We start from the raw sequence: 13,185 nt of genomic DNA on the forward strand, positions 1-13,185 counted from the left end.
TACTATGGATAAAATATCGAGCCCTGAAAGTCTTGTTGTAGTATGATTACCGTAATATAAGTTCTACTAACTCAAGAGCATAAAAATTAAAAGGTGCATTATGGGAATACCGTCCGACGTCAGGGAAATGTGGATGTTCAACGCTAAGCCCATTTTCCTTCATGGTTCCCCCGAGCCAATATTGAAAAAGCGAATAATCCAATTCCACGTAAAAGCAGTGAAGGAATCGGATTATTCGCTTTATAAAAGGGTAAAATACTTATGGCAATGGGAAAAAATAGAGATCATAAATGAGATCCGCCCGTAGCATCGAGCATTTGTGCCGTGACCCATCGTCCGTCGAAAGACGCGAGAAATGCAACGATGTCAGCAATATCTGAAGGTTCCCCGACTCTCCCTAGTGCAGACATTTCACTCGCATACTTTTGTCCATCGGGAGTATGCAGCCATGAAGCGTTAGCGTCTGTATCGACAATGCCAGGAAGAACCGCATTCACTGTAATGCCTCGTGGTCCAAGTAGTTTTGCAAGATGAAGTGTGAATGTATTGATTGCCCCTTTGGTAAGGTTATAAGCCATAATATGTGGATAGGCAATCCGTGTCACACCAGACGATATATTTATGATTCGTCCTTCATCACGTAGACGAGATAGTGATTTTTGCACTAGAAAAAAAGGTGATTTGACGTTGACGGTAAATATTTCGTCAAAGGAATCCTCTGTTGTTTCTTCAATGGTTTCTGAAGTGCCGATTCCAGCATTGTTGATCAAAATATCAAATTGGTTGCTACCCGTTCGTTGATTGAGTTGCTCATCCAACGATTGAATCAATTCTTCTACACCTGCAACCGAGTTAAGACTTGCACCTACAGCAAATGCTTGACCCCCATTCGCTTCGATGGTACTAACGACTTCCTCCGCTGCGGCAAAACGACTACCGTAATGGACCGCAACCAACGCTCCTTCTTCTGCTAGCCGTAACGCAATTCCACGGCCAATTCCTCGACTTCCACCTGTCACTAAAGCAACTTTTCCTACTAAACGATTCATACTTTTCACTCCTTGTTGATCGATTACTATCACTTTACACACTCCACCATAGGGGAGAGTCAACACATAAGCATAAAAAAATCTTTCATCATTTCCTTTTGTATGGAATGATGAAAGATTTAGCTGTTTAAACATGTTCAACCGGTACGAGCAATTCAGCCATTCGAAGCTTCCCGTACAGATCTTTATCCGCTGTCAGGTAGATTTCTCGGATCGGATCCATTTCACTTGGCCGATACCCATTGGATGATATCCATGCTGCTACTTCAGCTAAAGCTGGACAAGAAGAGTGATATGGATCACACCGATGGACAAGCGAAGCAACATTTTTTAACTCAGGCCAGATATGGACGTTCACTCTGTTACTACTTGGAATATTCTTTGCAATTGGTAAAGCGACCTCTACATCGATCGAATTCTCTTCGTGGTCGTTGTTGTGCCATTGAATGTTTAAAGGGCGGTTTTCGTCCTCACCATGCAAACGTACATATTGTTTGATTTCGTCCAATAGTAGACATAAGTGTGTTCGAGGGATGATATCACGAATCGATGCAACGAACTGAGGCTTTACATCTCGTAGTACGATCGAAAAAGGCGATAATTGATTGTCCAAATCTTTAACACTCTCTAACCCTGAATGGATCTCCTTTAATTGGCGCTGTGCTTCCTCAATGGAATGCTGGAGCTCTAGTTGTTTTAAGGTAAAGGATTTTTCTACATCGACAGGCGTTAAATTTTCAGCTAATAATAACCTAATCTCTTCTAGAGTAAAACCTTGGTTCTTTAAAGCAATGATACGTTGTATGGTCAACAGTTGTTCCGCTGAATAATATCGATAGCCGGAAAATTTATCGATCGTGGCTGGTGTCAACAACCCCCGTTTATCGTAATAACGTAATGTTTTAATAGAAACTCCACTTAATTTAGAAAATGCACCGATTTTAAACATCCCTAAGTCCACTCCTTTCTTATTTCGTTTACTTATTAATTAAGAGTTAGTTTTGTATGAGACCCTCTTCCACCATCATATCCAGCTTTATATCCTATATCAATTATCCAAACCGCTCGACAACGACAAGTTTGAAACCAATCACATTTGAATAGCTCGAAATGAACTTTTTTTAACGAAAGAGTACCATTGACTCGCATTCGTACGATGAACAGTACTATGTACGAAAAAAATAAGTACTTTTTTATCATGATTATTCATGAAATAATCGCTGTATTAATAAAACATACAAAAGGATGATGAAGATGAAAATACTTGTTATTGTTGCCCACCCAGATTTGGAGAAATCAAGAGGAAACCGTGCCTTTATGGATCAGCTGAGGCAGCATGAGACTATTACCGTAAGAGATCTATATCAAAATTATCCGAACTGGGAGATTGATATTGAACAAGAGCATGAATTATTGGTGCAGTATGACCGCATTGTTTTTCAGTTTCCGTTCTATTGGTACAGCTGCCCACCCTTATTGAAAAAATGGTTTGACGATGTCCTCACTTACGGATGGGCATTTGGAACTGAAGGCAACCAGCTAAAAGGTAAAGAGTTTATTGTGGCTATTACAGCAGGCGGGTCCGAGAACGCTTACCGTTCCGGTGGTGATGATTGGTTTACGATCAGTGAATATTTACGTCCCATCCAAGCAACCATTCTTCGTTGTAAAGGAACGTATTTACCAGCGTTTATTACGTACAACACAGATGCAGGTACAGACGACTACTTGGTTGCCCAAGCAAGTCAATATATTGATCATATTTCTAGTTTACAAAAAGACCTTATTATGTAATTCTGAAAGAAAAAAGTAAGGAGTTGCTGGTGATCAAAAATCGAAAATACCCGATTGAAGTAACACTCGGTACCATCGGTGGAAAATGGAAGCCTTTAATTTTATTTATCCTTTCAGATGAGGGAACAAAGCGGTTTGGTGAGCTGAGAAAACAACTGGCTGGCATTACACAGGGGATGCTAACCAACCAGCTTCGAGAGTTGGAACAAGATGGGATCATTCATCGTGAGGTATATAAAGAGGTCCCGCCGAAAGTAGAGTACTCTCTGACCTCATATGGGAAGTCACTAGAGACAATTCTGAATGAGATGTGCAAGTGGGGAGCACAACACGAACAGCAGAAATTCCTGAGGACGGAAAATTGACCCTGCTGCAGGAATTGGGACAAGAACCAGCACACATTAATATTCACAGGATACATTGAAATAACGTTTGATCGTTTTCCCCCTTTGGTTAATTGTCTGAAGGGGTGTATTTATGCAGTGAATGATCAAAGTTACTGAAACAGCAATCGAAAAGAAGTGATACAAAGAGGGCTATGATATATTTGAAGAGGAAAATTATCTTTATTGAGGGAGTGGATTTATAATGGGAAATTCAAATCAAAAAATAACGACGTTTTTAACTTTTGAAGGAAGTGCTGAAGAAGCAATGAATTTGTACGTTTCTTTGTTTGACGATTCAGAAATCACTAGTATTGTTCGATACGGGGCGAATGAAGTCGGCAAAGAGGGAAGCGTGCAGCATGCTACATTTTCAATAAATGGACAAGAGTTTATGTGTATAGACAGTAGTGTTAAGCATGAATGGACATTTACTCCCGGAGTATCATTGTTTGTAGCATGTAAAACTGAACAAGAAATTGATCGACTCTTTGAAAAGTTATCACAGGATGGTTTCGTGCACATGCCATTATCTAATTATGGTTTTAGTGAAAAATTTGGGTGGATTGATGATAAGTATGGTGTGTCGTGGCAATTAAACCTTGCAAATAGCTAACGGTTTAGCCTTACCGTGCGATCGTTGCTGGCTACTCAAATAATTAAAGGAATGTCATCCTTTCGTTATTTAATAAGTGAAAAGGATGCCATTTCTTCAGTGTGCCGTGAAGTTTCGAAATCGTGTTGCTCGTAAAAAATCGGCGCCATATAAGTTGTATCATTAGTTTTTGAAAAAGTATAGGTTAAAAACTTTCATAAAAAATTAAATTAATGCAGGAATTTCTACTAGCGAAATTGAAGAGTCATTTTGTAAGCGTTATCAAAAGGAGGTATAGGAATGATTTCAAAACAGGATCGTCTAGTTAGAAGGTTGTTCTTTTCTACATTATTAGTATTTTTCTTTATGATCTTAGCTCATGATGACAGCTATGCAGAAGAGGTGGTGAATGCAAGGGATTTTGGTATGACGCCTGGAGTTGAGACATCGCAAACCGAGGCACTGCATGCGGCCATGAGTTATTTTTATGACAGAGGGGTGGAAGGAACGGTTTATATTCCTGCTGGAACGTATGCTGTAGATGAAGCGGTTAGATTCCATCAAGGAGTGAATTTGATTGGTGATGGTATTGGGGAAACCGTTTTAAAGAAGACTGGTACTAGGAATAATTATGTTGTCGGTAATCCGATCATGAGAAGTGGTAATCACCTTAATGTCACCGTATCTCATTTGACGATCGATGGCGATCGCGGAAATCGAGCGAATCAAGGACTAGGGCAAATTGGCGGGATGAATATTGATGCGGATGTCAGTCATTTAACGATTGAGAACGTTGAAGTTCGAGACGTGACCATTGGCTTACTCTTAAGACGATTGAAAAATTCTACAATTAGTGACAGTATTATTGATCAATCAAGTGGGCATGGGATAGCCTTTGGAAGTGAAAGCCACGCTGTGGGCGATGTTCATAGTAATCTCATTACACGCAATAAGATTACGAATTCCATTGGTGGTAGTGGCATTAATTTATCACGAGCTACGTATACAACGGTTACTTATAATCAAGTGATCAATGATGTACAGCAAGGCGATAGTTATGGAGGTATAAGAATTCCAAATAATGGTGCCTATAATACAGTAGAACATAATGTGATAGAAAATTATCCAAGAGGCATTTTTGTTTTAAGTGGTGCTCATCATAATACAATTGCGAGCAATACCGTTATAAATTCACGTATACACGGGGTATTAATTCAATCGGATCACAATATTCTAAGTGATAATGTGATTCAGCAATTAGACCCAAGCTTAAACATTGAATCGATTATTCGTTTAGCTCCAGGTAGCCAAAACCAAATTTCAGATAATAAAATCGAGACATTTTCAAGCTTTAGTAATCCTGGTATTCGATTAACAGGTTCATCGAATCAAAATACGATTAGTGGTAATCAAGTAGATACGTCTGGGACGGCTGTTAGTATCGAAGGGGGAAGCGGTAATACAAATACGAATAATGTGAGAGTAACAAACCCTATTCAATTTGATGCCCAGGCGAGTTATGAGCTTGTTAATCGAAATAGTGGCAAGCTATTAGAGGTTGAAAGTGCCGGGACGGAACCTGGTGATAATGTTCAACAATGGGAGCGTAATTTTCACCCTTGCCAACGGTGGACAATCATTCAAAATAGTGAGGGTTATTATGAGATTATCAATCGTAATAGCAATCAGGCATTGGAGGTCTTTGACTGGTCGTCATCAAATGGGGGGAATGTTGTGCAATGGACTCACTTAGGTGGGCATAATCAACAATGGACAATTGAACGAACGAGCGATGGCTATTATACGCTAGCCAACCGCTATAGCGGAAAAGCGTTAGATGCGTACAATCGATCTTTACTCAATGGTGGTAATATTGTTCAATGGGATTTGAATAACGATTTTAATCAACAATGGAATATCATAAAAGTGGATTAAACATAAAGAAGCAGGTCGATCTGACCTGCTTCTTTATACTATTTTTTTGTCAATATGGGACTAGGTTATGCTGATTGTTTGAAAAACATTAGAAAGAAACCTCTCTATAAAGAAAGTGACAATTATCACTAACAAATATTCGTGCATCGATGTAATGTACACAATATAACTCATGCCGAAAGGAGTGTTAGTGATTCTATGAAACGAAGTAAATTTGACAGTCGATTGATCATATTTTTTTGCATGATAACACTAGGAGGCTTTACCATTTCCCATATTGAGTCTATTAGTGGACGGTATGAGGTAATGGAAGTGCGAGCCTTGTTAATGAGTATTACCCTCGTATTGATTTTACTATTTTTAAAAATGAAGTCGAATAAGGTTGAAGAGTGGAGTTTATTCTACAGAGGGCGATTAACTATAGTGGTTTCTTCAATAACTCTTGGTTTTTTCGCTTGGCTTTTACCGACAATAGTTGTCATTGGAGGCTCAATAGCATTAGGTTGGGCAACAATAGAGATGGAAGTGTCGATAACAGAGATATTATTCCAAGCGCTCCCTATTCTCCCGCTTATGCTTTTGGCCTATATTTTACCAGAGGAATGGGCTTTCAGGGGCTATATCTATCGAATACTGGTAAAAAGAAGGTCGATGTGGGTAAGTATTTTTATACAGGCGCTATTATTTGCTGTATGGGGACTGCTCGCCAATGGTCAATTAGACGGTTTCATTGCATTCTTGGGATTTGGTTTGTTTCTTGGGTTGTTGTGTCATATGACAAATACAATCTGGCTTGGTGTTGGGTTACGACTAGCTGCAGCAACGGTGCCTTTACTACTTCATACAATAAATTATGAGATCATTTACATGGAGGGCTTACTTAACTTTTTACTAGGAATTCTAACAATAGTAGTAGCTTATTTAATTATGATAAACGTTAAACGGCAACAACCTAACGAAGTTTTGAATAACTTAAAAAAAGAACATCCTAACATAGGATCAGAAAATAGCAAAAACTTAGCACAAAGAGGAATTATTTATGATGTTGGTTCAAGCTATGCTCCTGGGCAGTCTTCAAAGGAAATATGGAAAAGTGAAGCTGTGAAGGATGATCTACAAATCATTCGCGAATCCCTTCACTGCAATGCAATAACCATAATGGGAGATAATCTTGAACGTTTGGAGGAAGCTACTCACTACGCTTTAGAACACGATTTATTTGTATGGCTGCATCCTACTTCTTTTGGATCTAATCCTCAAGAAATGCTTTTACAACTTAAAAACGGTGCAATTTTAGCCGAAAAAATAAGGGAGAAACACCCAGACAAAATTGGATTGAAAGTTGGTTTAGAGCTGAGTGTATTTACTTCAGGAAGTATCCCTGGCAAAGATTTTGGGCAGCGAGCACAAAATTTAAAAGGGTTCGGACTTCTCTTACCGTTGTTTAATAGACGACTTAATGCGTTACTAAAACAAGCAGTAGCAGTGACACGGGATCATTATAGAGGGGGGATTATCTATGGAGCTGGGTCATGGGAGGAAGTTAATTGGGACTTGTTTGATTTTATAGGAGTAAATTATTATTTAGATTCGTCAACTGCGACAAATTATGTCGAAGGGTTACGCCGTTACCAACAATTTAATAAACCCATTATCATTACTGAATTCGGTTGCTGTGCTTACAAGGGAGCTGAATTAAGAGGGGGAGAAGGTGGTTGGATTCAAGACTGGAGTAACCTTAGTGAACGTAAATTAGACGGCGAATATATGAGAGATGAACAAGTTCAGGCAAACTATATTGGTCAGCTAATTGAAGTTTTTGAAACAGAAAATGTTTATGGAGCCTTTATCAATCAATTTATTGAAGAAGATCATCCTTATTCAGATGAGGCTCTATATGACCTGGATATGGCTAGTCTAGGCATTGTAAAGGCCTGTCCTCAGACAACTAATGAAAGAGGTTGGATAGCTAAAAAAGCTTTTTACGAGATTGCAAACCGTTATTCTCAATACAAGAGTAGTCAATAGATTTAAGAGACTTTTAATAAAGCTGTTGATCTAAAAACATTCCTCAACAAATCGATTATAATAACATTGGCTCTGTTTTCACCTCTGTAGATATGATTGTCTAAAGGGGTGTTTTTTGTTTTTGTGTTAAAAAACATTTAAAATTATCGCCAGTGCGGAGTGTGAGGGAAACATATTGAAACCCCGAAACAAGACCCTTTGAAAGCTTTACTATCTTAATTCATTAATATGAGATTCTTACAAGTATATACAAGATTTAGTTGGCAATTGCTAACTAATGCTAGTAAAGCACAACCTGATATTGTGATCAAGATTTGAGAGATACGGGAGAAAGGAATATCTGGTGTTAGTATCCTCTATCAAAGGAAATCAAACATCAGAAAACTGTAGTAAAAGAAAAAACACCTTAATATTCCTTTACAGGAATATTCCTTTCGAGGTATATTTAAGTCATGAAAACAACTTTGAATGCTCTTGCTGAGCCTAACCGGCTACAGATTGTGGAACTCTTGCGTGATGGTCCCCTCACTGTAGGGGAAATTGCTGATCGACTTAGTCTAAAACAGCCTCAAGTTTCCAAACATCTTCGTGTACTTAGTAATGCAGAACTCGTCGAGGTGAATGCTATTTCTAATCGACGGATCTACAAGCTGAAGGCCAAGCCGTTTATAGAGCTTGATTCATGGTTAGAGTCCTACCGTCACATTTGGGAAGAGAGATTCGACCTCTTGGACGACTACCTGCAGGATCTACAAAGAAAGGATGTGAAACATGACGACAAATAGGAGTCCAGCTTTTGACTTAAGTAGAAAATCGAAAAGCTTTTTAAATAACATTGCTGGATCCTATGTTTTCTATGATAGAAAACATCCAAAAATAAGTTAACAATAATTTATTGGGGGGAACTAGAAATGCCCAAAAATGCTATGGTATCAAGGGTTGAAAGCGATCGGGTGCTCGTGCTGGAGCGTATTTTCGACGCACCGCGCGACCTCGTCTTCAAGATGTTTAAAGATCCGAAGCATCTCAAACGCTGGTGGGGGCCCAGAGGTTGGGAGCTTCCTATTTGCAACGTCGATTTCCGTCCGGGTGGCGTTTGGCACTACTGTATGAAGTGTGTTGATCAAAACCTAGGTGAATATTACGGAATGGAATCTTGGGGTAAATCGATTTATAAGGAGATCATTGAACCTGAGAAGATCGTCTACATCGATTTCTTCTCGGATGCTGAAGGTAATTCGAATGATGCTATGCCATCGACTGATATTACATTGGAATTCATCGACCTGGGCGAAAAGACGAAGCTGATCAATCGTGCTGAATATGCATCGGCGGAGAGCCTCAAGACCGTCATGGATATGGGCATGCTTCAAGGAATCACCGAAACGTGGGACCGTCTGGAAGAGGCTCTTAAGCAGATGCAATAAGAAAATATTAAGAAGTTCATCAAAGAATACATGTACGATAGTAAGGATTAGGAACAGTGAGTTCGGTAATTTAATAAAAGGGAGTGGAAAAATCAATGATTAATAAAGTTGGTCAAATTATGTTGTATGTAAATAACCAAGATGAGGCAATGGGTTTTTGGACTGAAAAAGTAGGGTTTAGTGTCATTTCTGAAGAAAATAACGGTGAAATGAGATGGATTGAAATTGCTCCAACAAAAGGTGCAGAAACAAGCATCGTTCTGCACAATATGGAACTCGTTGCTAAAATGAGCCCGGAATTAAATTTCGGTACACCTTCGTTAATGTTTTTTTCAGAAAACTTCGATGAATTATATACTGATTTATCCAATAAAAATATCAAAGTCGGTGAAATTGTGAATATGCCTTCTGGTCGGGTATTCAACTTTGCTGATAATGAAGAAAATTACTTTGCTGTCATGGAAAAGAAGTAATCCACGATAAAAAAATAATTAAGTAATGCAAAGAGGGTGTCCCAAAAGCCTAGCTTTTGGTGACACCCTCTTTTCTTATACTAATTAATTGATGTAAACGTAATGGGTTCGCTCGAATCGTTCTAGGCGGACGCTTTCCGCGGGCAACGCTTCAGCCTTCCTTCGGGGAAACCACCCTGTGGAGTCTTCAGCTGTTACTTTTCCCGCTGGAGTCACCGCCTGCCAATCTTTCGAGCTTTTTTAATAAAATTGAATAATAAAGAAATCGCCCCTTTGGTATAATTAAAGCACCACACCAAAACCATACTAGGAGGCGATTTCTTTATGAAACATGATCATATTTCTTTCCAAGATTATAACATGGATCAGTTTTACTTACCAATGGATCTTGAAGTTGAAATCCCAATCCATCACGTTTGCCGTATTATCAATCAAGCCGTTGAAGAACTGGATCAAACTATTCTCTATCAATGTTACGATGGCGGCGGTCGTCCTCCTTACCATCCCAAAATGATGTTAAAGATTATCCTCTATGCCTATATGTATAATGATAATAAAGTTATTGAATTTTGATTAATAAAAGCTAAGAGCCTTACTACATTCTACGTAGCAAGGCACTTTAAAGTAGTTTCAAATTACTTCCATCTGTTTATATAATACTAAAAAATGAATAATAAAGTTGTTTACTTCTTATTGAACTAACGCATCTTTTCGTTTAAGTGTAACTCTTTACATTTATTTGATATTATATAGGTGAATAGAAAGATAAATTAATATTTAGTTTAGTAGTTGTAAAAGTAGATTATTTATATGATTCTCTTATAATTTTTCAAAAAGGAGAGTTTATGAAAAAGATTATTGTTTTTGTATTAATGATATTTATATTATTCTCAGGATTCGCAACACAAAGTTATGCGTTATCAGATTCGAAATCTGCGGCAATACAAGCGTTGCTAGATGATGCCTGTCGTATATCGGGTGTGCCAGGAATGTCAATCTCAATACTTGCTGATGATGAAGTGTTCTACTTTTCTTCAGGGTATGCAGACCGTGAAAAGGGGTTGTCTGCAAGTGAAAATACACTCTATGAGTTAGCCTCGGTCAGTAAAGCTTTTACCGGAATGGGTATTATGCTGTTGGAAGAGCAAGGGTTGCTCTCAATGACTGACCCTGTCCAAAAATATTTACCTTGGTTTACGTTAAAGTATCAAGGGAAACCTGTTGATATGCAAAGCCTTACAATAAATAACTTTCTTCACCATACCAGTGGTCTAACAAATTTTAGGCATAGTCAAAATATTCCACAAGGAAATACGCCGGATATGTTGCAAAAGACTGTGGAAACGCTCGTAGATGCTGAATTGGCGTTCCCTCCCGGTGAACAGTATAACTATGGAACCGTTAATTATGACGTATTGGGTTTAGTTATTGAGATTGTGTCGCGACAAAGCTATGAAGACTTTATGAGGGAACAGGTATTTCAGCCGTTAGGTCTTCACCAGACGTATGTTTATAAAGAAGATGCCGAAGCCACTGGACAGTTGGCACAGGGCTACCGTTCTTCCTTTTTTATGACAACTCCATTTAATGCTCCGGATTATGCTGGGAATAAACCCGCAGGCTACATCATTTCTAATACTAAAGATATGGCGCGTTGGATGGGCATACAGATGGGTATGGTGCATGACATACCCGAAATATTTCACACGGTTATCGAAAAATCACATAGGGGTGATATGTCTGTTTCTGCTGTCAACGATATGTATTATGCGGCAGGCTGGTTGGTAAACGCCGACCAAACGATTATAGAACACACTGGGGGCAATCCAAATTTCAGAACCGAAGTAGCCATACTGCTAAATGAACGAACAGCCATCAGCTTGCTGAGCAACGGCGCAAATACCAATACAAACCTGGTACTAAAAGTTAAAGATATATTAGACGGCAATCTAACTCAGTCATATGAAATAAGCGGCACACAGCTTTTGGATATCATTATGTCGTCTATCACAATTATTCTTTGCCTATTGGCCGTCCTGCTATTTCTTTTAGGATTACGCAGAAGGAAAACGAATGAGCGGCAGCCAATGACAAAAAAGAGAATAATCGTAACAGTTATTTTCCTGATCGCTACGATTGCCCTGGGGATACTGTGCTTTGCTTTCGATTGGTCAACGATACTTATTTGGCAAACATATAGTGTTCTTACAGCTTTGATTTCGTCAGCATTATTAACAGCAAGCATTACATGGTTTGTATACACTCACCGATAAAAATACCTCGCTCCCAAGATATCTTGCATCGATCCAAGGTTATGCAGAATTATTACGAGATACAGACGTTTCTTTGCATCAGGTGATATAGAGCATATATTTGATCGTTATTACCGTGGAACAAATACGGAAAATAGTAAAGGAACAGGACTTGGGATGGCGATTGCTCGTGACATTATTAAAGCCCACGGGGCAGAAGTTGAACTCTCAAGTCGAGTTAATCAAGGAACCATTGTGAAAATAAGATATGAATCGTCTCACGAATAAGAAAAAGGGGTTGGTGACAATAAGAATGTCCTTGCGATGAAAAAGAAAGGCTGATTGAAAAGGCACTAAAAAAATGTAAATCCACACTTTTCCAGTGCCATCATGATTTAGGTACATGAAGTCTAATTTTTTATTTTGTGATAATATACTCATATAGGGTATATGAAAAAGGAGTGTCGATAAAATGGATAGTTCCAAAAGTACAATCCAACCGAACAAACAACAGCTACTTAATCGTTTGAAAAGAGTGGAAGGGCAAGTGAGGGGGATCCACAACATGGTTGAGAACGATCGCTATTGTGTAGATATTTTAAATCAAATTGCAGCCGTCCAATCCGCAATGAACAAAGTGTCGCTTGCACTTATGGAAGACCATACTCATCATTGTGTTGCTAATGCAATTAAAAATAATAAAGGTGAAGAAGCGATTGACGAGCTTATGACGGTCATGAAAAAAATGATAAAATAATTTTAAGATCACAGGAGTGTGATCTTTTTTCTGAGGGTATGTATGACAGGATCTATTCTCCGTTGTAGTTTACAGTTCTATCCCTTTTTTGTTTTTGCTAGTATACAAAAGGTTTAACATCATCATGATAGGATAGACAAAGTCTAATGGTGAAGCACATTCATAGCGCTTTAAAAAATAAGCAGAAAGGTTGAATACTATACCGGGGTATTGTATAATGGTATTAGATCGTAATATAACAATAAGGAGGAATTATTCATGGAACAAAAAACATTAATGGTTAAAGGGATGTCTTGCGGACATTGTGTAAGTTCTATAGAAGAAAACGTTGGAGGACTTGAAGGCGTGAGCAAAGTCAACGTACATTTACAAAGTGCAAGAGTAGACGTTCAATATGACATAGATAAGGTCACGCTTGATACCATTAAAGAAGTCATTGAAGAACAAGGATACGATGTAGAAGGTATCGAAAACGCGACTTCCTAAAAGAAT

Annotated in this window: 15 protein-coding genes; 13 read left to right on the plus strand and 2 right to left on the minus strand. The window is 38.5% G+C overall.

Going from position 1 to position 13,185, the window contains the following annotated elements; genetic code table 11:
- Positions 1-284: 284 nt before the first annotated feature.
- Both ACERJO_RS00205 and ACERJO_RS00210 read right to left on the minus strand, forming a co-directional pair.
- The gene (locus ACERJO_RS00205) at positions 285-1,049 is read right to left on the minus strand and encodes an SDR family oxidoreductase (protein ID WP_373646210.1); all 765 of its coding nucleotides are present in this window, start codon (positions 1,047-1,049) and stop codon (positions 285-287) included.
- A 127-nt stretch (positions 1,050-1,176) separates the two neighbouring features.
- Positions 1,177-1,998: a MerR family transcriptional regulator gene (locus tag ACERJO_RS00210; RefSeq protein WP_373646211.1), complete on the minus strand. Its 822-nt coding sequence runs from the start codon at positions 1,996-1,998 to the stop codon at positions 1,177-1,179.
- A gap of 305 nt (positions 1,999-2,303) precedes the next feature.
- On the opposite strand from ACERJO_RS00210, the gene ACERJO_RS00215 reads away from it, so the two are divergent.
- The 13 genes from ACERJO_RS00215 to copZ all read left to right on the plus strand — a co-directional run bounded on the left by ACERJO_RS00215 (position 2,304) and on the right by copZ (position 13,179).
- Positions 2,304-2,843 carry an NAD(P)H-dependent oxidoreductase gene (locus ACERJO_RS00215; RefSeq protein WP_247107373.1) on the plus strand — a complete coding sequence of 180 codons (540 nt, stop codon included), beginning with the start codon at positions 2,304-2,306 and terminating at the stop codon, positions 2,841-2,843.
- Between the two features lie 29 nt (positions 2,844-2,872).
- Positions 2,873-3,208 (plus strand): winged helix-turn-helix transcriptional regulator, encoded by a 336-nt coding sequence (locus ACERJO_RS00220; protein WP_308446106.1) that lies wholly within the window; start codon positions 2,873-2,875, stop codon positions 3,206-3,208.
- Between the two features lie 223 nt (positions 3,209-3,431).
- Positions 3,432-3,842 carry a VOC family protein gene (locus ACERJO_RS00225; RefSeq protein ID WP_247107375.1) on the plus strand — a complete coding sequence of 137 codons (411 nt, stop codon included), beginning with the start codon at positions 3,432-3,434 and terminating at the stop codon, positions 3,840-3,842.
- A 279-nt stretch (positions 3,843-4,121) separates the two neighbouring features.
- Entirely contained in the window at positions 4,122-5,756 is a 1,635-nt protein-coding gene (locus ACERJO_RS00230) for an RICIN domain-containing protein (RefSeq protein ID WP_373646212.1), read from the plus strand.
- 198 nt (positions 5,757-5,954) lie between these two features.
- Complete coding sequence (locus tag ACERJO_RS00235; RefSeq protein ID WP_373646213.1) at positions 5,955-7,784, plus strand: CPBP family glutamic-type intramembrane protease; 1,830 nt, start codon at positions 5,955-5,957, stop codon at positions 7,782-7,784.
- Positions 7,785-8,236: 452 nt separating this feature from the next.
- Entirely contained in the window at positions 8,237-8,569 is a 333-nt protein-coding gene (locus ACERJO_RS00240; protein ID WP_373646214.1) for an ArsR/SmtB family transcription factor, read from the plus strand.
- A gap of 126 nt (positions 8,570-8,695) precedes the next feature.
- Positions 8,696-9,211: an SRPBCC domain-containing protein gene (locus ACERJO_RS00245; protein ID WP_373646215.1), complete on the plus strand. Its 516-nt coding sequence runs from the start codon at positions 8,696-8,698 to the stop codon at positions 9,209-9,211.
- Positions 9,212-9,306: 95 nt separating this feature from the next.
- Positions 9,307-9,684, plus strand: coding sequence for a VOC family protein (locus ACERJO_RS00250; RefSeq protein WP_373646216.1), 378 nt, complete (start codon positions 9,307-9,309; stop codon positions 9,682-9,684).
- A 324-nt stretch (positions 9,685-10,008) separates the two neighbouring features.
- Complete coding sequence (locus ACERJO_RS00255; RefSeq protein WP_247107381.1) at positions 10,009-10,257, plus strand: transposase; 249 nt, start codon at positions 10,009-10,011, stop codon at positions 10,255-10,257.
- Between the two features lie 272 nt (positions 10,258-10,529).
- Positions 10,530-11,957, plus strand: coding sequence for a serine hydrolase domain-containing protein (locus tag ACERJO_RS00260; RefSeq protein ID WP_373646217.1), 1,428 nt, complete (start codon positions 10,530-10,532; stop codon positions 11,955-11,957).
- An 87-nt stretch (positions 11,958-12,044) separates the two neighbouring features.
- Complete coding sequence (locus tag ACERJO_RS00265; RefSeq protein ID WP_373646364.1) at positions 12,045-12,224, plus strand: sensor histidine kinase; 180 nt, start codon at positions 12,045-12,047, stop codon at positions 12,222-12,224.
- Positions 12,225-12,408: 184 nt separating this feature from the next.
- Positions 12,409-12,693 (plus strand): metal-sensitive transcriptional regulator, encoded by a 285-nt coding sequence (locus ACERJO_RS00270; protein WP_247107383.1) that lies wholly within the window; start codon positions 12,409-12,411, stop codon positions 12,691-12,693.
- 258 nt (positions 12,694-12,951) lie between these two features.
- Positions 12,952-13,179, plus strand: a complete 228-nt coding sequence (gene copZ / locus ACERJO_RS00275) for a copper chaperone CopZ (protein ID WP_373646218.1) — start codon at positions 12,952-12,954, stop codon at positions 13,177-13,179.
- Positions 13,180-13,185 lie beyond the last annotated feature (6 nt).

The organism is Halalkalibacter sp. AB-rgal2 (assembly GCF_041821005.1).
In the GTDB taxonomy this organism is placed as follows: Bacteria; Bacillota; Bacilli; order Bacillales; family Bacillaceae_D; genus Halalkalibacter.

Bases quoted from the DNA above. Each gene is read 5' to 3' on its own strand.
- ACERJO_RS00205 (WP_373646210.1), bottom strand. From the start codon at position 1,049: ATGAATCGTTTAGTAGGAAAAGTTGCTTTAGTGACAGGTGGAAGTCGA.
- ACERJO_RS00210 (WP_373646211.1), bottom strand. From the start codon at position 1,998: ATGTTTAAAATCGGTGCATTTTCTAAATTAAGTGGAGTTTCTATTAAA.
- ACERJO_RS00215 (WP_247107373.1), top strand. From the start codon at position 2,304: ATGAAAATACTTGTTATTGTTGCCCACCCAGATTTGGAGAAATCAAGA.
- ACERJO_RS00225 (WP_247107375.1), top strand. From the start codon at position 3,432: ATGGGAAATTCAAATCAAAAAATAACGACGTTTTTAACTTTTGAAGGA.
- ACERJO_RS00230 (WP_373646212.1), top strand. From the start codon at position 4,122: ATGATTTCAAAACAGGATCGTCTAGTTAGAAGGTTGTTCTTTTCTACA.
- ACERJO_RS00235 (WP_373646213.1), top strand. From the start codon at position 5,955: ATGAAACGAAGTAAATTTGACAGTCGATTGATCATATTTTTTTGCATG.
- ACERJO_RS00240 (WP_373646214.1), top strand. From the start codon at position 8,237: ATGAAAACAACTTTGAATGCTCTTGCTGAGCCTAACCGGCTACAGATT.
- ACERJO_RS00245 (WP_373646215.1), top strand. From the start codon at position 8,696: ATGCCCAAAAATGCTATGGTATCAAGGGTTGAAAGCGATCGGGTGCTC.
- ACERJO_RS00250 (WP_373646216.1), top strand. From the start codon at position 9,307: ATGATTAATAAAGTTGGTCAAATTATGTTGTATGTAAATAACCAAGAT.
- ACERJO_RS00255 (WP_247107381.1), top strand. From the start codon at position 10,009: ATGAAACATGATCATATTTCTTTCCAAGATTATAACATGGATCAGTTT.
- ACERJO_RS00260 (WP_373646217.1), top strand. From the start codon at position 10,530: ATGAAAAAGATTATTGTTTTTGTATTAATGATATTTATATTATTCTCA.
- ACERJO_RS00270 (WP_247107383.1), top strand. From the start codon at position 12,409: ATGGATAGTTCCAAAAGTACAATCCAACCGAACAAACAACAGCTACTT.
- copZ (WP_373646218.1), top strand. From the start codon at position 12,952: ATGGAACAAAAAACATTAATGGTTAAAGGGATGTCTTGCGGACATTGT.